The organism is Lentibacillus sp. Marseille-P4043 (genome assembly GCF_900258515.1).
Classification (GTDB): Bacteria; Bacillota; Bacilli; order Bacillales; family Amphibacillaceae; genus Lentibacillus_C.
Genome location: NZ_LT984884.1, coordinates 587,394 through 604,510, shown reverse-complemented (window position 1 = coordinate 604,510; position 17,117 = coordinate 587,394). Strand labels below are relative to the sequence as shown.

Below are 17,117 nucleotides of genomic sequence, written 5' to 3'. Positions count from 1 at the left end.
AAAAAATGAATCCACTTGAAAAATTGATATCAGAAGGAAATGCTCAAATTGTGACGGAGTTAGAAACAACAAAAGAACCGGACAAATTTATTCTAATTGACTGCGATCCACTGGCTCCAAGACCAAATCTGGTTCTTGAAGAGGTCTTAAAAGGAACAGGTATTACTAGTGGAAAAGAGCCATTATTTAAGGTTTTTGGAGCATGGAAATGGGATTATAGTGAGATTGATGATGAAACTTGGAATAACGTAATAGAAACAATTGAAGATAGGTTAGATTTAGCCTATGAAAATGGATGGGCAAGAAGGGTAAGTTGGAAGCCAACAAGTAGAAAATACAGACAAAGTATCAAATAAGGTTATAGTCCAGTAGGGGCGGATAGGACCATGCATTTGCCAAATTGATATGAAGTATGACTATCATGCCCTAATTCTAAATCTTAAAGATAAATACTGCTTAAGTATTTCGTACCGATCAGCAGAAAGAGCAAAATTAAGGAGGAGATAAAATGGTAAAGGTAATTGATTATGATGAACGAGGTAACGTAAGAGTAACTAGAGTTTTTAACGGTGAGATAAAAAAAGAAAGAATCTATCGTAAAGAAGATATCGAAGTTATAAGTGAAAAGGATTGTAGAATTCCTACTCAAAGGGTTAGTCTTCAAAAGTCAAACAAAGATGAAATTAAAGATCTATTTGATTTCCTTACTCGTGATGAGTTATAACGAAGGTTTCAAAAGATCTTCGTTAAATTTAAAGGGGGTGGAAGGGATGATTAATACAAAGTATATGAGATTACAAGACTTAGAAGAGGAGTTGGATATCATTCGCTCCTTATATGAAAGATTTTGGCCTGAAATGTCTGAACAACAACAAGATTTTCTAGCAAACATTGAGCACCAAATTGTTAAAGAAATACGTATACTTGAGCATCAGGTAACAGGTTACACTCCTAAGCCTAACTTTTAAAGTTGAAAAACTTATTTGCCAATTTATAAGAAGGGAGATGACACTATGAGAACTAAATACAGTAAAGCAGTAATGAAGATCGATTGGTCTGGTCCAGAGGGAAATGTGTACCACATTATGTGGAAGGCGGAAGCAATTCTTGAACATATTGAGGAATTTAATAAGTTAGAGGAACTAAATTATCGGTTAAAACATGATAACTTGAATAGTTATGAAGAAGTTCTTACTTTAATTAATGAGTATGTAACAATTGAGAATATGGATGACTATTATTCGCTTAGAACTGAACTTGATGGCGATGAGAATTAATCATAGGTAAAGTTGGGGTAGCCTTAAGATGGCATTGAATTTTTATGATAAGTCGATATGCCCAACAGAAGAACATTGGGAAGATTAATGATACTGGAGTGGATTCTGGCGCATTTTTTGAATGTGTTACAGACGGATTTATTGGAAGTCGTATGATATCTATTATTTTGAATACTAGTCCTCAATTCCTTGAAGGTGAATAAATTCACGCTATACTTTCACAAATAACAATGTAGTTGTTTTTATTAAATGAATGGGCAAGAGAAGGAGGTAACAAAATGAATTGGCTTCGAAAAACAATAACCGAAATGAACTATAAAGGAATGGCATTATCCTCAATCATTATGGGTCCAGTATTAGGGTTAGCATCAGTCTACATAGTAAATAGTAAACCCAATCTTGTTACAACATTTCTCATTCTGTTAATCGTATCCTCAGTATCCAGTAGTGTAGATCGCTGGACAAGAGCAAATGAAAAACGGGAGGTGAAAGATTGAAAACTCCACGTTTTAAAAAGGAAAAAGCCACTAAGTTTGTCTTATTAATTGGAAAGATCGTTACAATGATGATCATAACAACGATAACTTACCCATTTATACTGTTTGTCAGTGAAATTGAAATGACACAGGAAACATGGCTCTTATACGTTGGAGGAATGGCTGCAGGGGTTTTATCTGGAAAAATAAAACTACATGGGGAAGTAAACAAAAAAATGACAAGGTGGTTTGTGTTTTTATCATGTTTATCCATCATGCTTGTAGTTAACACTCTAATGAATATTGAAGAAGAAGCATTGATAACCATATTAGGTCTACTTGTTGGAATTCCGACCTATGTGAGCCTGAAGTATCATTTTAGTGATTTAGAAAAGGAAATAAAGAACTATTATGATAATGCAGATTCAGATTATAAAGGATATAAACGTTTTAGAATTTAAGAAAACAAGCATTAACATACTTAAAGGAGGCGATCTCTTAATGGAAAAATTTAATATTAATTACGATGGTAAAATCTATTTGGATTATATCCCGAATGAAAATAAAATGGTTGAATTTATTGTAAATAATGAACGGGTTATGAATTTATGTGTAGAATTTCAGTTTCAGAGAATAGCAGAAAAAATAATAAGAGAATTACCATCTCCCCTTAGAACAGATGAGGATTTTGAACAAGGAATTGAAGTGTTAAAGAAATATGTAGTCTTTTCCGAAGGAGGTCGGTAATATGGAATTAAAGAATGCTGGATATTTTATGCATATTCAACCTAGCGATAACAAGGAAATGTTGGATTACGAATATGCGATAAAGTGTAATGCTGCGTTGATGAAAGGGATTTTTGTCAAAAGTAAGTTTGAGTATAGTAATCACAAACATACTTTACGAAAGTATTTAAACGAATTGGAATCGGAAGGTATTAAAAGTGTAATCATTCATGACATATTAACACTTTTGGATGAAGATATTATGAGGTATTTTATTGAAAGAAAATTCAATATAGTGGTTGTAAATCTTTATTTAAATAAAGGATATTGTACAATAACAGAAAGAACTCCTACTGACTTTTATGATTTAAACAAAGATTGTTTTAATGATATTGAAAAAATTAAAGCATACAAACAAGTGATAAAGGAGGGGAAAGTTGATAAGTGTCTTCAGAGGAATATAATGAAACTCCTTAAACACTTTGAACCTAAAATTGAGGTTGATTCAAATGCTTACGTCTAAAATAACTCCCGCTAATAGGAACATTAGAGAAAGACTGTGTCAAAAAGAAAGAAAAGTTAGCAGAATGAAAAAGTCTACATAAGAAGAATAAAGGTAACATAAGTCTTGTGGGTGTAACTAGCATATGGTTATGGCCACGGGGCTTTTTTATCTCAAACTGTGGTCATACTGGATAATGCTTATTTTTTTGCCTTAAACGTTGATTTGTTATTTCGCTAATGGATGCATTTAAACAAGGATAGAACTGGAGGAAGTTAATCTTAATGAATATTAGAGATTTTAGTGAATTTACCATCGAGTTATTTGTTTCGCTTATACTATCTGACATAGAGGAAGTTATTCACAAGGGCAAATCTTCTATTCGAAAACAAGAGAAAGAAATAATAACTGAATGGTTAACGTGGATAGATGAAAATAGGAATTTTTTTTCAGATGATACTCTTGATCTAATTGAAAGACAGTTTGAAGATGATTTAGGGGCAATGCCTATATGGAAATCTGACAAAGAACTCCAAGAAGAAGTATTAAACGGATTCAGAGATTATTTTGGTGAGGATTCCTATTTTTATGAACTATTTAAAAATGCATATTTAACTGGATTAGAAGATGGAGGTCTTATGTAACTAACAGGTAGTGTTTCAGTAATAAGGGAGGAACGATTTTTTACTAACGGGCAGGATAATGAGAAAAGGTTTTTTGATAGAAATAAGAAATTAGATGGTAAATTAGTTAAAAAGGCTGTGTTATAAATGAAAGTTTCTTTGATTGCTGCGATGGATAAGAATAGAGTGATTGGCAAAGAGAATGACATTCCTTGGAGGATTCCCAAGGACTGGGAATATGTTAAAAATACTACAAAGGGACATCCGATAATATTAGGTAGGAAGAACCTTGAATCAATCGGAAGAGCCTTACCTGACAGAAGAAATATTATTCTGACGAGAGATAAGGGGTTTACCTTTAATGGTTGTGAAATTGTTCATTCAATAGAAGATGTTTTTGAGTTATGTAAAAACGAAGAAGAAATTTTTATTTTCGGAGGAGAACAGATTTATAATTTGTTTTTCCCTTATGTTGAGAAAATGTACATCACAAAAATACATCATGAATTCGAAGGAGATACTTTTTTTCCAGAAGTGAATTATGAGGAATGGAATGAGGTATTTGCCCAAAAAGGGATAAAGAATGATAAAAATCCGTATAACTACTATTTTCATGTATATGAAAGAAAAAACTTATTGAGTTAACGGGTGCATTCCTTAAAGAAGAATCCAAACTGAAAAAAGAATAATTTTATTCTTACCTATTCTAAAAAGGAGTTTTATTGTTGTGTTTAATGAGGAGGAAATCATTACTCTTATAGAAGAAGATGAATGGATGATGGAAATATTGAAAACTGCCAAATCATTAAACTTACTAGATTGGTGGATTTGTGCAGGTTTTGTTAGGTCAAAAGTTTGGGATGCTTTACATGGATTTAGTGTAAGGACACCGATTCCAGATATTGATGTGATCTACTTTGATACAACAAAACTTAATGAATTTGAAGAAAAGAAGTTGGAAGAAAAACTCAAATCTCTTTTACCAACCATACCTTGGTCGGTTAAGAATGAAGCCAGAATGCACCTCAGGAATAATGTTGAACCATACTTTTCTTCTGTTGATGCTATTTCAAAATTTCCAGAAACAGCAACAGCATTAGGAGTAAAGTTAGATGAAAGGGATAAAGTTATTTTAACGGCTCCTTATGGGATTAGTGATGTTGTCAATTTGGTAGTTAAACCGACTCCATATTTTTTGGAAAACAAAGACCTTGCATCTATTTACAATCAGCGTATTTTAAAAAAGGATTGGAAGGCGACTTGGAGTAAGTTAATCATTCATCAAATATAAACTTCGATATTCAACTAATGGTGGCGATTGCAGAACAAGAGCAGTCGCTTCTTTCGCTAATGGCAGGAAAGTTTAACAAGAAAAAATAAAATAATTCTTTGGAGAAAAGAGGTATGAAATTTGAAGCGTGTTGATGTAGCATATACACTTTTATTTGATGAGAATACTAATAAGGTTTTAATGGTACTAAATAGGAATAAAACTTGGTCCTTGCCGGGAGGAGCAGTTGAAGTAAAAGAAACTCTAAAAGAAGCAGCCATTAGAGAAGTTAAAGAAGAAACAGGTTATGATGTTACAGTTAGCGATATTATTGCAGTTAATGAAGCATTTATTAATGAAAATCATGTGTATTTTATTACCTTTCAGGGTCAAGTTCTGAAATCACCTGAAGAAATTCCAACAGAGGAAAATATTCTTAAAGTTGAATGGGTAGATTTGGAGGAGGCAGATAGATTAATGCCTTATCATCCTGAAGGAGTATCCAAATTAATTAGAACATCTGGAGCCAGATACATATTACAAAAATAATGAATATTAAATAGTGATGTTGAACTACGGGTGAAGATTGCAGAACACTACAGTCACTCCTATGTTAAAGAAGTAGGCCTGTTCAATAAAAACTTTTTTATTGAAGTTAGGGGGGAGTATGGATAAGGAAATAACAATTGAAGAGTGGCACCCAAATTGGTCGAAACAATATGAAAATGAAAAATTTAAACTAAAGGAAATACTATCTGAAAAGGTTATATCTATTGAACACATAGGAAGTACCTCTATTGAAGGGTTAGTGGCTAAACCGATTTTAGATATTGCTATTGGAGTAAATGATTTGGAGGTAGTTAACGAATTTATCGAGCCTTTAAAACAAATAGGATATGAATTTGTCTACCATAAAGAGTTTCCAGAAAGACGCTTCTTTAGGAAGGGAAAATGGAGAGCAGGTACACATCATTTACATTTTTATCAGTTTGAAGGGGAGCATTGGAACAATCAAATTTTGTTTAGAGATTATTTAAGAAATAATCCTGATGTTATGAGAGAATACCACCAACTAAAAATTGATTTGGCAAGAAATTATCGCTTTGACAGAGTTGCTTATACAGAGAATAAAGCCCCTTTTATAAAAAAAGTATTGCAAAAAGCGAAAGAAGAATAGTCATAAACTTTCTTGTGCTATCGAAGCAGATACTTTAATTAAAATGATAAAAATAAAACATATAAATATATGTACGGGGGGATAAAATGGCATTTTTATTTGCTTGGTTATTACTAATGGTTGTTGGTGGAGTTGGTGGAATAGTTATTTGTAGTGTTTTGTATGGGAATGAAGTATTTACAGGTTATGCTGTAATGTTAGGAATGATAGTTGCTTTATTAAGTGGAATTTTCTTTCAATTGAACTTAATGCACCAAGGGAAAAAATAGTTATTAAGTTAAAGGAAGGCAAACCAGTGCTTTTATTCAACAGGGGTGATTGCAGAACAAGGCAGTCGCTTCTTGTGCTATTGGAGCAGTTTACTTCAAGAAGGTTAATTGACTACTTATAGTGAATTATTAACTTTAATTCTATTTTGCAGGGAAAGGTGGCTACTATAAAATGATAAATGAACCAAACCTTAAAAGTCATTTGAAAGAACTGGAGGAAAGTCATTTAAATCCTGAAATTCGTACATCAAGTGAGGAACTATATAGATTGTTGGCAGATAATTTTTTTGAATTTGGAAGTTCAGGTATTGTTATATACAAAAAAGATTGTGTTGGTGAGGGTGGAGTAGGAGTACGAGAATTGTCACTTCATGATTTTGAAATTCATCCTTTATCCTCGGAGGCTGTGTTAACTACATACCGAGTAAGAGATGAAACACGAAAGCAGGACACTTTGCGAAGTTCAATTTGGAAATATATAGATGGTAGATGGCAAATGTTTTTTCATCAAGGGACTGTTACTAAATCAAACTCACAGTAAATTGTTTTATTTAATTAACGGGGGCTAATCTTCAACAATAGGGATTCCCTTATTTCTTAAAAAAGTTGAGGTGATACAGTGTCGATAAAAGGGCTTAATCATTTTTTATTTTCAGTTTCTAACTTAGATAATTCTATCGAGTTTTACAAAAATGTTTTTGATGCTAAATTGTTAGTTAAAGGTAGAAGCACCGCATATTTTGATTTGAATGGAATGTGGCTGGCTCTGAATGTTGAAAAAGATATACCTCGTAATGAAATAAACCAATCATACACACATATAGCATTTTCAATTGAAGACACTGAGTTTGATAAAATGTACGATAGACTAAAGGAATTGAACATAAACATCTTATCAGGTCGTCCGAGAGATGTCAGAGATAAAAAATCTATTTACTTTACTGACCCAGACGGTCATAAATTTGAGTTCCATACAGGTACTTTACAAGATAGATTGGATTACTATAAGCAAGAAAAAACACATATGGAGTTTTTCGATTAAAAGAATTTCCTGCTTCAAGAAAACGGTGAATTAAACAATTTTAGTAGATTAATTTCTTTTAAATTACCTAACCGTTTTTGTAACTATGTTAAAACAAAATAAAGTTTGCAGAATAAGAAAAAAGTCTGCATAAGAAGAATAAAGTTTGCATAAAGCCCCGTGAGTGTATCCAGTATATGGATGTATAAACGGGGTTTTTTATGTGGATTTATGGNTTGTAACTATGTTAAAACAAAATAAAGTTTGCAGAATAAGAAAAAAGTCTGCATAAGAAGAATAAAGTTTGCATAAAGCCCCGTGAGTGTATCCAGTATATGGATGTATAAACGGGGTTTTTTATGTGGATTTATGGCCATAATGAGGTATCTGTAGGGAATTCCCTTACGGGAAGAGTAACCCTTGAGTAAGTAGGGTGAAAGGAATGTCCCTATGTCTCTCTAAAGGTATACAGACCCGAAACTAATTCAATGAACGAATGCCCACACCCTGTAACGTGTAAAATGCTTCAAGTGGTTTCTCCTATGAAATAAATTTATATAAATAATAAGGGATTGGTCATGTAAGAGGAGTCATCAGGTATCGGGGGTTCTTGTTTGTCCAGAGCATGGGATACCACTGTATGACAGCCAAGTCTATACGGGGATATCACAAGGGAACTGGGTGGTATTGGTGAACCGTAAGGTTTCTTATTGTCTCCTATGTAACTTCTGTTAATAAAGTGTCAGTCTCACTTATCCCCCACTTACAATCTGAAAATGATTTTTCAAAAAAGGGAAGTGGGAGCCAGTCTATGTATGAGTCTGATATATAGACTATCGAATCGGGAACGTATCTAGGATATCTTTTCTCGGTTTTTTTATTTGGAGAAGGTTTTAGAATTACTTTCACAGCCAAAGGTGAAAATAATGGATAAGGATGCATGTTGATTGTGGTATTGCTTTTAAAATGTGTTCATTATATGTGGGTGTCAAACCAAACTGAAGTTTGAAGTATGGGAAAAAATCTGTTTATAAAGAAAAAAGTTTATACAGAGCCCCCTGAGTGTATCCAGAGTATGGATATAATTACAGGGCTTTTTTATATAAAACTGAGTCTTAACGAGGTTCCCTGAGAGGATCAGGCTTACCCTTACGGGGAGGATAATCCCTGCATAAGTACAACACAAGGGACGTCCCCCTTTTTCTCTGAAGAGCATTCAAACCAACTCAATCAAGGGAAACCCACGTCCAGAAGTGTATAACATGCTTCATAAAGAAGCACTCGCCCATAAAAAATAAATAAATATATAAATAAATGATTAGGCATAGGTCATGTGGTAAGTAGGTGAATTGTGGTGGTACAAGGGAAACCGTAAGGTATACTAATGGATTATCTGTATCTGCAAGTTTACAACTCTCTTATACATTAAGTAACTGTCCAAGGCAGGGGAAGAGGGAGCCAACTATGTATTAGGCTGATGTATTAGTCTAACGAATCGGGGAAATGTATCTACGATACCTCTTCTCGGTTCTATTTTATTTGATAAAGGTGAAAATAAACAGAAAAGCCTGTCTCCCAAATACATAACTCTACTTATTAAAAATTAGTTCCATTTTAGAAAAATGAAAAAGAGTAAGAGGGAAAAGGGATTTAGGAGGATAGTGGACATCGTAAGACCTTCTTTCAAACTCACACCTACACGGTTCGGGATACACCTTCGTTAGTTGATTTCCCTTCAATGTATTCTTGTCTTTTTACTTTATTGGCGAGGTGCAAATAACATTACTGAAACACCCACTAAACATATACCAGCACCTATCCAATCGTATAAATCAGGTGTTCTTTTATCAATCCCCCATCCCCACAATACAGAAAGAACAATAAATACTCCTCCATAGGCAGCATATACTCTGCCGAATGATGGGAATGTTTGAAATGTGGCAATAATACCATATAACGCTAAGGCTAGTCCTCCGAAAGCACCCCAATAAAATGGCTTACCTTCTCTTAACCATAGCCAGATAAGATAACCTCCACCAATCTCTGCAAATCCAGCAAATATAAACAATACAATTGTGTAAATCATTTAATGCCCACCCTTGATAACTAATTAACATGGCAATTATACCGTATTCCAAGGGTAGTAAAGAACTGCATTACCCTATAACAATCAGAAGTCAAGAATCGGTTTTGGTTCAGGTGTCACCGTAAGGTGCCTTCATGAGGTTTAGGTTACTCTCTTTGTTTGGTGATCTCTCCTCTATGTTTAAGCAAACTTTATTCTTATCTTTATTATTTATTGATTTCATTTCTGACTTAAAACGAGCAAATCTTTGTGCAAACTTTATTCTCATGAAATAAGTTGGGTAATGCCTTTGAGGCTATATATGGCAAGGGATGGACGTATTTACTCGTTTCTGCAAACTTTATTCTAATTTAACACTTTGAAATAAAGTTTAACCGTTTGTAAAAAAGTTCGACCGTTTATAAAAAAGATTAACTGTTTATAAAAAAGTTGCACCGTTTTACCCCTTTGGATATTTTTGTCTAAAGGGGTGTTTTTATGTCCAAACGAAAAAGAATATCTAAAGTCGATAAGTGGATTAAAGAAGGTAGGGGAACCGGCAGTGGAGTAGACTATAAGCCATGGCTAAATATTCAAGATGTTTCATCATTAGGTCGGTCAACGAGATTAAAAGGTATAAAAACCGGAAGACAACATGAATTTTTATCTGATTTGGAACGAAACTATTTTTATATGACTGAATTTTCCGATGTTGTATTAGATATTCGAGAACAATTTCCTTTATTACCATAAGAAGAGACTATTGTCATTGCGGAAGAGCTTGGAATTAAACACCCATCTGATCCGAAAACAGGTGAACCTATTGTAATGACAACAGATTTTTTATTAACTGTTAACAAGGGACAAGGCGTATTTGAAGTTGCTCATACTATCAAAATGAAAGATAAGCTACTAGAAGAACGTGTGTTAGAGAAATTTGAAATTGAACGGGAATATTGGGAGCGTAAAGGTGTTGGTTGGGGGATTGTAACAGAGGAGGAGATTAATAAGACCATGGCGAGAAATATTAGCTATATCCATGATTATTACAAGATCAATGATTACGATGTGTTTCAACAACTTAGCCCACAACATATTGAGGATTTAGCAATGTCTTTGTTAAATAGATTGCTAGATAGTTCAATAAGTATAAGAACCATTACGAATGAATTTGATTTAGATACACACCTTCAAATTGGTAGTGGTGTTACACTCCTTTATCATCTGCTTGCTAGAAAAATTATTGTCATTGATATGCAAAAGCCACTAAATCTAGAGCACTCAATTGAAATTAAGTATATTGATGAAAGTAGCTTAAAGAAGGTGAAATATGGATGATTTATATTAATCAAGTTTTTCAATATGCAGTGGATTCTAAACGGATTCGTATCATCGAAGTGGAAGAGTCCCATGTGTTTATCGTCGATATTGATGCAATTAGTTCGATGCCAAAAAAGGAATGAGGGTTGGTCGATTATTCAGCAATATTGTTTAGAAAATATGGACGCAGAAAAAGCAAGGCTGATTTGGGTTGGAGATCCTTTTCGTTATGATAATAAAATTATGCTGTATGCGTATTTTCAATCAAAGGGAGTTACAAAGAAGGTACTATTGGACTGGGGTACGTTACCTTGCTTGGCTATCCAACATTATTATAGTGATGGTGTCATTACCACAAGTCAGCCACCCCAAGGAGCACAAGAAGTGGATATTACTATTTATCCGGACAGTCCCAGATATTACGAAAGACCTTGGAAAATCCAAGGAAATAATGATTCTGCAACTTCCCGAAGTTTTATATTCAACAATGACGGCGAAACTGTTATTCTGCCAGTGATTGAAGTGTTGCGCAGTATATTAGCACCAAATGGCTTTCTTTTATATCGTTTATTTGAATCCAATTCATTTCCGCAGTTCTTCACTGAAACATATGCACCAAATAAAATTCATCTTAGTTTTTCATCACTGTATGAATTGAAATACACCAAAAGAGCATTCCTATATCAATTGATTTGGTTATTAACGAATCGCGATTTGCGTCAGGTCTATGAAAGTCTTGCCTTCTCATGGTTACAGGAAAAGACATTGAGATTTGAATGGAATTTCACACAACCAATCACGATAACTGCTCGCGTGAAGGAGAACAATAACACATGGACGGTATTACAAATTGTGAATGTAAAGAACAAGCATATTCCATATGAAAATATCTCGATTTCACATCCGGAAATCCAAGATAAAGAAAATTCGAAGGAAGCGAAAAAATATACATATCGCTCAATAAATAAAAACAAGGATGAAGAAGGTTTTACATTAGATGAACAGGTAGATGGATCCACGGAGGATTTTGACTTTGTGCACATGAATCAATTAAGCCATGAATATACCTCATTCCCAAGAGTCGAACGGATCAAACGCGGGACCTTCAAGCAACGATTAGAAGAGGATGAAAATACAAAAAGGTACTATGGTGACAATGATTCCATTCGTTCCACAGCGGATAGCGGCGGTCAGGAACTAGCAAGAGGGTTGGAGCATCAAATGTTACACGAAATTAAGGCTCAGGGGGAATTACAAGATTTTATTAATGTTTTGAAGGTGCTGGAGCAATATCCTGAGGTGAAAGTAATTCGGGCGTTTACCGATGTGTTACCAGAAGGGCTAGGAGAACGAAAGTTTACAAAGCTTAGCGATGGGGTTACAAAAAGGCGTTATGTTATTGCTGAAGTATATATGACGCGTGGCGGTCGCTTTAATGTTATTGAGGTGGAACGCGAGAACCGTTCCTTATCTACTCTTATTTTATCTTTTCCTTCGAAACAAGATTGGAATACAATTTATCATAATTTACTCATAAACCTTGTAAATGCTAGTGGCACTTGGACTAGTAAGTCATTAGCATACTTAGAATCTCAAGGAATTAAAATAATAAAAGCTAAACATAGTAGTAAAGGGATTCAACATAGGGCTGCGATTTTGTTAAGTAAATTTTCATAATGTAGCTTGTACCTTTTACTTCAAAGAGTTTACTTTACTACTGCGATTTCCATTTGATAATAATAATGGGGTATACTGTGCCCTTGAAAAGAAAAGATGTGATATTTAAAACAAAGTCCCGATGTGTTGAAAATAGTTGCGAAGTTTTAACCCCCCTTGGATATGCCTCATCTATGGAGGTTGCCTAAGGGTATACGCAAATAGGCCATTTAATGAAAAAAACGAGAATGGCGTTTAAATTGGGATTGTGACAATTCAACAATCGGCCATATTGTAGAATATGAAAGGTTGGATTTTGGGTTATTCGGCTACTAAATAATTTAAATTTGCGATGAAAAATCATTTCATATTTTCAATTGTCATTGTGGTTCAATTTTAAGTTACCATATACAACAGTATCCCCACCAACTATGCCCACAGTGGCCGACTGTGGTGTCCACTTTTTTGGGAGATTTGTAAGAAAGATCAATACAGTCATTGGGATTACAACAAAAGCAAGCAAATAGTTCGGTTAAGGTATCATTGGGTATAATGATTGACCCCTCAAATTTCCAGAGTGAAAGTCTGTACATTAAGGTGCTTGCAAAAAGATCCAATAACATGACAAACAAAATTGTTGGGTAATATTTTCTTCCAATGTCTCCAATTGCCCCAGAAGAATTGCTGCAATAATGTAATAAAAATAGGTATTAGCGTATGTTTCAATATTTCATCTCCTGAGATCATTTACTGTTATTATTTTACAAATTTGATATGTATACTCTTAAAAGGAAACACCCCACTTCTAAGATGAATATATAAATCAACATATTTTCAAAAATGGTCTTCTAGCTTGTATCTGAAATAGGGGATGGCAATGATTTTGATACTTTCGGACTCTTCCATTATCTAAAAAAGGGCATTATTTGACGTAAATAAAGAATTGCGATATATTTAGCTTGCTAACCAAATATTATTGAAAGCTGCTTATGGTAGCCGATGATATTCGTGAGCTTCTTGATAAGTTATGTGCCCGAAGACGACGAAGTTATTCCAGTTCATTGCGCCCATTCAATGTTTACGTGGGTCAAGATCATGCATTACGTGAACTTTGGAAGGGAGAGGGCGTTACACAGAGTCAGCTGAGTGAACGCATGGGTTGTGAACCTCTTACTGTAACGAATATGATCAAGAAGCTTGAAGACAACGGCTTGATTTCTCGACAGCGTGGTGGCGAAGATGGCAGGGTGAGCAGGGTTTATTTAACCTCTGAAGGGCGCGCATTGCAGCAACCCGTTCAAGAAGTTTTAAGAAATGAGCAAGAAAAAATGTTGGATGACATATTGCCCGAGGAACGCTTACTGCTGCATCGTCTTTTGCAACAAATGGTTGAAAATATTTCTAAATAAAGCTTGATAGTTTAGCCAATTTATTCACTGCAAAAGTCGAGTTTAAAACCAATTGTTGTATCAATAGAAAAAATATATAGGGGTGATTGAAATGACAAAACATATACCATTGAACGTGCTTGATCTTGTCAGTGTCTCTGAAGGAAGAACAGTCAGCGATGCCATTGACGCATCCATGGAGACAGCTCAGCTGGCAGATAAACTCGGCTATAAGAGAATGTGGTTTGCAGAGCATCACAATGGCACGTATTTGGCATCCATGGCAACTTCGGTACTGATCACTCGTGCTGCAGCGATGACGGATCGAATTCGAGTAGGCTCAGGTGGCATTATGTTGCCTAACCATGCACCTTTGCAAGTTGCTGAGGATTTCGGCACTCTTGCACAGATGTTTCCTAACAGAATTGATCTTGGTTTAGGGAGGGCACCAGGAACAGACGGATTAACAGCTCAGCTTCTTAGTCGATCTGGTGCTGAACCGCAGGATTTTGCAAATTCCATCTATGATCTCATCGGATGGTTCAGTGATGAAGGTCAAGCACACAGCGTACCCGGAGTGACTTCAGGCGTAGGGACTGGCACCAAAGTACCGATGTGGGTTTTGGGTTCAAGTGTGAATGGTGCTTCCATTGCTGGCCAATTGGGATTGCCTTTTTCTCTTGCTACACATTTCAGCCCGGATGATTTTGAGAAAAAGCTGGATCTTTATCGCTCGTCATTCAATTCAACAGCACCAACCTCACTCATCGATAAGCCTTATGCCATGGCCGGTATCAATGTCGTCGTGGCACCCACAGATGAAGAGGCTCAGAGCATTTGGACCACAACACAGCGGATGATCCTAGATGTAAGGACTGGAAATCGCCGTCCATTACAACCGCCTGTGGCCCCCGAAGACATGGGATCGGATCAGGAACGGGCTTTTGCCGAATCCATGCTAAACGTCAAAGCCGTCGGTTCCCCGGAAACTGTACGTAAGGAACTTGAAGACTTCGTTGAGCGCAGTGGTGTTGATGAATTGATTGTCATGACCTATGCGTATGACCCGGAAGACAAGTTTCGGTCGATGAAATTGCTTGCTGATCTCTGGTTCTAAATCTGTGACGTTTGTTTTACAGGTCTTGTTGATATAAACGACCCTCTGTCACTTGATAGTCGTTTTATATCTTAACCAAGGCAAATTTGTTTTAATAAAAAATTAGCAGGCTAACTAAATTTAGAGAAACAGCTTTCCCTGTAGGTTCCTATGGGTTCACAAAACAAGCCATTGAAAAATTAGTCGAGCTTGTTGCAACTGGCAAACTGAATGTAAAAAATCGATTACACATAGATTTCCACTAGAAGGAGTCAATACTGCACTTTGTTATTTAAACGAAAAAATGGAAAACCCTATTCGAGTTGTCATTATTTCTTCTTAAAGGGTAGACAGGCCCGGAATAGGTATTTCTAATGAAGGAATTAGAGGGAAAAAAGATTATAGTAACAGGGGGATCCCAGGGCATGGGTTATGAAACGGTCCAAGCCTTTGTCTCTGAGGGAGCAACCGTTGCCTTGATGGATATTAAAGACGAGTTAGGTCAGCAAGCTGCAGAGCAGGCAAACAGCCAAGGTTCGGGGAATGCTAAATTTTATCATGCGAATGTTTCTGACCGCAGCGAAGTAGAGTCTGCGTTTGCTGAAGCAGTGGAAGACATGGATGGGCTCGATGTCTTGGTAAACGTGGCAGGTGTACAGCGTCGGAAGGCTGCAGAGGATTTTACCAATGAAGACCTTGATTTTATATTGGATATCAATTGCGCGGGACGATTATCACAAACCAGACCGCTTTCAAAACCATGCGCCACATTGGGGGTACCATTCTTAACTTCGGGTCGGATGCCGGTTTGTCACCGATGCCATTGTTAGGAGCATACTCTGCATCTAAGGGTGGGGTGATGGCTTGGAATCGTACAATCGCTGGAGAGTGGGCCCGTTACGGCATCCGAGCGAATTCTGTCGTGCCAGCAATCGCTACGCCTATGACCGGCGCTGGAGGCGAAGCAGGCCAAGAACTCTACTCAGCAATCCCGCTTGGCGGAAAGCTCGGGGATGCAACGCGTGACTTTGCACCTGTTATGGTGCTTTATTACTGGTCAAATCATTTCTGTCAATGGTGGCCTAGTGATGTCTCGGTAAGGAAATAAACAATCTGAGATTTAAGGATTATTTAGTAGTTTTGAATTTTAAATAGGAATGATTGCTGAACTCCTTAATTTTCAATATCCCTAATATGCTGTCTCCGACTTCAAGGAATTTATTTAATTACATTGGGTATTGTCGGTGAGGACCGATAAAGTAGTGTGAGGAATTATTAAATTGAACAATTGTATCAACGGATGCGCACAAAGACATTCTAATAAACAAAGGTTGCTGTGAATATATTTGATTTTTCATTGCACTTATTCCTTTATCTGACCCGATTATAAAGTAACCCTAGTTGGCAAGATCACCCGTCGATGGTCTTGCCAACAGTTTTTTGAGAGGTGAAAGAAAACCCGAAGTTTCAAGGGTGACGAATCCGAATAAGAATCAGGTTTAAGTGTATTGGGAGCAGCGAGCTCGTATATAGGAAAGTGGAATCGAAATGAATAAGTGAAGATCTTTCATACAAACAGAAGAGAGTAGGGGAGAATGGGAACAGTACATGGGCGTGAAACCAACGTACTTGCTACATAAACAATAAAGAAAGTAAAAACAATTGGTTTGACTGGAGCGAGAAAGTGGAATATAGTTAGCTTGTTAAGTAAATTAGAAAGTAGGGTTGTACATGATCGAAGATGATATTCGGGTACTTCTCAATAAAATATGTTCACGAACAAGACGCAATTACGCTGCTTCTTTTCGTCAATTTAATATTCATGTGGGTCAAGATCACGCTTTAAGCGAGCTTTGGAGAGAGGAAGGGGTCACACAGAATCAGCTGAGAGAACGAATGGGATGCGAGGCTCCTACAGTAACGAATATGGTAAAAAGCTTGGAACAGAACGGTTTAATTTTTCGTCAACGTGATGGTGAAGATGCCAGAGTAAGCAAAGTCTATTTAACTTCTGAAGGTAAGGAATTGCAAGCGCCTGTGAATAAAATTTGGGAAACGCAGCAAGAAAATTTGCTGGAAGGGATTTTACCAGAAGAACGCTTATTGTTGCGCCGGCTGATGAAACAAATGGTCAAGAATATTTCTTGAAAAGTAAAGGAAGTATTTGTCTGATACTACGATGTATATAAATAAGCGTTTCTGAATAACATGGTACAATATACCTTATAACCATTTAGTTAGCTTGCTAATT

Annotated in this window: 22 protein-coding genes and 2 pseudogenes; 23 read left to right on the top strand and 1 reads right to left on the bottom strand. The window is 35.9% G+C overall.

Going from position 1 to position 17,117, the window contains the following annotated elements:
- Positions 1-5: 5 nt before the first annotated feature.
- From C8270_RS03185 to fosM, 16 genes are all read left to right on the top strand, one after another.
- Positions 6-356, top strand: a complete 351-nt coding sequence (locus tag C8270_RS03185; protein WP_071396648.1) for a hypothetical protein — start codon at positions 6-8, stop codon at positions 354-356.
- A 152-nt stretch (positions 357-508) separates the two neighbouring features.
- Complete coding sequence (locus C8270_RS03180; protein ID WP_071396647.1) at positions 509-724, top strand: hypothetical protein; 216 nt, start codon at positions 509-511, stop codon at positions 722-724.
- A gap of 46 nt (positions 725-770) precedes the next feature.
- Complete coding sequence (locus C8270_RS03175; protein WP_071396646.1) at positions 771-968, top strand: hypothetical protein; 198 nt, start codon at positions 771-773, stop codon at positions 966-968.
- A 45-nt stretch (positions 969-1,013) separates the two neighbouring features.
- Positions 1,014-1,277 (top strand): hypothetical protein, encoded by a 264-nt coding sequence (locus tag C8270_RS03170; protein WP_071396645.1) that lies wholly within the window; start codon positions 1,014-1,016, stop codon positions 1,275-1,277.
- A 278-nt stretch (positions 1,278-1,555) separates the two neighbouring features.
- A complete protein-coding gene (locus C8270_RS03165; RefSeq protein ID WP_071396644.1) occupies positions 1,556-1,774 on the top strand; it encodes a hypothetical protein in 219 nt (72 codons plus the stop codon).
- Entirely contained in the window at positions 1,771-2,214 is a 444-nt protein-coding gene (locus tag C8270_RS03160; RefSeq protein WP_071396643.1) for a hypothetical protein, read from the top strand. The genes C8270_RS03165 and C8270_RS03160 overlap by 4 nt, the downstream gene beginning before the upstream one ends.
- Before the next feature lie 40 nt (positions 2,215-2,254).
- Positions 2,255-2,500 (top strand): hypothetical protein, encoded by a 246-nt coding sequence (locus tag C8270_RS03155; RefSeq protein ID WP_071396642.1) that lies wholly within the window; start codon positions 2,255-2,257, stop codon positions 2,498-2,500.
- A 1-nt stretch (position 2,501) separates the two neighbouring features.
- Complete coding sequence (locus C8270_RS03150; RefSeq protein WP_071396641.1) at positions 2,502-3,002, top strand: hypothetical protein; 501 nt, start codon at positions 2,502-2,504, stop codon at positions 3,000-3,002.
- 263 nt (positions 3,003-3,265) lie between these two features.
- A complete protein-coding gene (locus C8270_RS03145) occupies positions 3,266-3,625 on the top strand; it encodes a hypothetical protein (protein WP_071396640.1) in 360 nt (119 codons plus the stop codon).
- Between the two features lie 126 nt (positions 3,626-3,751).
- Positions 3,752-4,249, top strand: coding sequence for a trimethoprim-resistant dihydrofolate reductase DfrG (gene dfrG, locus C8270_RS03140; RefSeq protein WP_000868795.1), 498 nt, complete (start codon positions 3,752-3,754; stop codon positions 4,247-4,249).
- Positions 4,250-4,325: 76 nt separating this feature from the next.
- Complete coding sequence (locus C8270_RS03135) at positions 4,326-4,895, top strand: nucleotidyltransferase family protein (RefSeq protein WP_071396639.1); 570 nt, start codon at positions 4,326-4,328, stop codon at positions 4,893-4,895.
- A 120-nt stretch (positions 4,896-5,015) separates the two neighbouring features.
- Complete coding sequence (locus C8270_RS03130) at positions 5,016-5,423, top strand: NUDIX hydrolase (RefSeq protein WP_071396638.1); 408 nt, start codon at positions 5,016-5,018, stop codon at positions 5,421-5,423.
- A gap of 118 nt (positions 5,424-5,541) precedes the next feature.
- The gene (locus C8270_RS03125; RefSeq protein ID WP_071396637.1) at positions 5,542-6,051 is read left to right on the top strand and encodes a GrpB family protein; all 510 of its coding nucleotides are present in this window, start codon (positions 5,542-5,544) and stop codon (positions 6,049-6,051) included.
- 86 nt (positions 6,052-6,137) lie between these two features.
- Positions 6,138-6,320, top strand: coding sequence for a hypothetical protein (locus C8270_RS03120; protein WP_071396636.1), 183 nt, complete (start codon positions 6,138-6,140; stop codon positions 6,318-6,320).
- 172 nt (positions 6,321-6,492) lie between these two features.
- Positions 6,493-6,861 (top strand): nuclear transport factor 2 family protein, encoded by a 369-nt coding sequence (locus C8270_RS03115; protein ID WP_071396635.1) that lies wholly within the window; start codon positions 6,493-6,495, stop codon positions 6,859-6,861.
- Positions 6,862-6,939: 78 nt separating this feature from the next.
- The gene (gene fosM, locus C8270_RS03110) at positions 6,940-7,362 is read left to right on the top strand and encodes a FosM family fosfomycin resistance protein (protein ID WP_071396634.1); all 423 of its coding nucleotides are present in this window, start codon (positions 6,940-6,942) and stop codon (positions 7,360-7,362) included.
- Positions 7,363-9,100: 1,738 nt separating this feature from the next.
- Here fosM and C8270_RS03105 read toward each other — a convergent pair.
- Positions 9,101-9,427, bottom strand: a complete 327-nt coding sequence (locus tag C8270_RS03105) for a YnfA family protein (RefSeq protein WP_106495387.1) — start codon at positions 9,425-9,427, stop codon at positions 9,101-9,103.
- A gap of 477 nt (positions 9,428-9,904) precedes the next feature.
- On the opposite strand from C8270_RS03105, the pseudogene C8270_RS03100 reads away from it, so the two are divergent.
- The 7 genes and pseudogenes from C8270_RS03100 (at position 9,905) to C8270_RS03070 (ending at position 17,014) form a co-directional block, all read left to right on the top strand.
- Positions 9,905-10,744 (top strand): annotated as a pseudogene (locus C8270_RS03100) (TnsA endonuclease N-terminal domain-containing protein).
- Positions 10,741-10,869: a hypothetical protein gene (locus tag C8270_RS20610; RefSeq protein WP_267894828.1), complete on the top strand. Its 129-nt coding sequence runs from the start codon at positions 10,741-10,743 to the stop codon at positions 10,867-10,869. The pseudogene C8270_RS03100 and the gene C8270_RS20610 overlap by 4 nt, the downstream one beginning before the upstream one ends.
- A gap of 37 nt (positions 10,870-10,906) precedes the next feature.
- Positions 10,907-12,403 (top strand): Tn7-like element transposition protein TnsE, encoded by a 1,497-nt coding sequence (locus tag C8270_RS03095; RefSeq protein WP_106495385.1) that lies wholly within the window; start codon positions 10,907-10,909, stop codon positions 12,401-12,403.
- A 968-nt stretch (positions 12,404-13,371) separates the two neighbouring features.
- A complete protein-coding gene (locus tag C8270_RS03090) occupies positions 13,372-13,791 on the top strand; it encodes a MarR family winged helix-turn-helix transcriptional regulator (protein ID WP_106495382.1) in 420 nt (139 codons plus the stop codon).
- A gap of 91 nt (positions 13,792-13,882) precedes the next feature.
- The gene (locus tag C8270_RS03085; protein ID WP_106495380.1) at positions 13,883-14,887 is read left to right on the top strand and encodes an LLM class flavin-dependent oxidoreductase; all 1,005 of its coding nucleotides are present in this window, start codon (positions 13,883-13,885) and stop codon (positions 14,885-14,887) included.
- A gap of 353 nt (positions 14,888-15,240) precedes the next feature.
- Positions 15,241-15,974, top strand: a pseudogene (locus C8270_RS20795) (SDR family NAD(P)-dependent oxidoreductase).
- A 623-nt stretch (positions 15,975-16,597) separates the two neighbouring features.
- Positions 16,598-17,014, top strand: a complete 417-nt coding sequence (locus tag C8270_RS03070; protein ID WP_106495373.1) for a MarR family winged helix-turn-helix transcriptional regulator — start codon at positions 16,598-16,600, stop codon at positions 17,012-17,014.
- Positions 17,015-17,117: the final 103 nt, after the last annotated feature.

What these genes read in the sequence shown, in the direction of transcription:
- C8270_RS03185 (WP_071396648.1), top strand. Translation starts at nt 6, where the DNA reads ATGAATCCACTTGAAAAATTGATATCAGAAGGAAATGCTCAAATTGTG.
- C8270_RS03180 (WP_071396647.1), top strand. Translation starts at nt 509, where the DNA reads ATGGTAAAGGTAATTGATTATGATGAACGAGGTAACGTAAGAGTAACT.
- C8270_RS03175 (WP_071396646.1), top strand. Translation starts at nt 771, where the DNA reads ATGATTAATACAAAGTATATGAGATTACAAGACTTAGAAGAGGAGTTG.
- C8270_RS03170 (WP_071396645.1), top strand. Translation starts at nt 1,014, where the DNA reads ATGAGAACTAAATACAGTAAAGCAGTAATGAAGATCGATTGGTCTGGT.
- C8270_RS03165 (WP_071396644.1), top strand. Translation starts at nt 1,556, where the DNA reads ATGAATTGGCTTCGAAAAACAATAACCGAAATGAACTATAAAGGAATG.
- C8270_RS03155 (WP_071396642.1), top strand. Translation starts at nt 2,255, where the DNA reads ATGGAAAAATTTAATATTAATTACGATGGTAAAATCTATTTGGATTAT.
- C8270_RS03150 (WP_071396641.1), top strand. Translation starts at nt 2,502, where the DNA reads ATGGAATTAAAGAATGCTGGATATTTTATGCATATTCAACCTAGCGAT.
- C8270_RS03145 (WP_071396640.1), top strand. Translation starts at nt 3,266, where the DNA reads ATGAATATTAGAGATTTTAGTGAATTTACCATCGAGTTATTTGTTTCG.
- dfrG (WP_000868795.1), top strand. Translation starts at nt 3,752, where the DNA reads ATGAAAGTTTCTTTGATTGCTGCGATGGATAAGAATAGAGTGATTGGC.
- C8270_RS03125 (WP_071396637.1), top strand. Translation starts at nt 5,542, where the DNA reads ATGGATAAGGAAATAACAATTGAAGAGTGGCACCCAAATTGGTCGAAA.
- C8270_RS03120 (WP_071396636.1), top strand. Translation starts at nt 6,138, where the DNA reads ATGGCATTTTTATTTGCTTGGTTATTACTAATGGTTGTTGGTGGAGTT.
- C8270_RS03115 (WP_071396635.1), top strand. Translation starts at nt 6,493, where the DNA reads ATGATAAATGAACCAAACCTTAAAAGTCATTTGAAAGAACTGGAGGAA.
- C8270_RS03105 (WP_106495387.1), bottom strand. Translation starts at nt 9,427, where the DNA reads ATGATTTACACAATTGTATTGTTTATATTTGCTGGATTTGCAGAGATT.
- C8270_RS20610 (WP_267894828.1), top strand. Translation starts at nt 10,741, where the DNA reads ATGATTTATATTAATCAAGTTTTTCAATATGCAGTGGATTCTAAACGG.
- C8270_RS03095 (WP_106495385.1), top strand. Translation starts at nt 10,907, where the DNA reads ATGGACGCAGAAAAAGCAAGGCTGATTTGGGTTGGAGATCCTTTTCGT.
- C8270_RS03090 (WP_106495382.1), top strand. Translation starts at nt 13,372, where the DNA reads ATGGTAGCCGATGATATTCGTGAGCTTCTTGATAAGTTATGTGCCCGA.
- C8270_RS03085 (WP_106495380.1), top strand. Translation starts at nt 13,883, where the DNA reads ATGACAAAACATATACCATTGAACGTGCTTGATCTTGTCAGTGTCTCT.
- C8270_RS03070 (WP_106495373.1), top strand. Translation starts at nt 16,598, where the DNA reads ATGATCGAAGATGATATTCGGGTACTTCTCAATAAAATATGTTCACGA.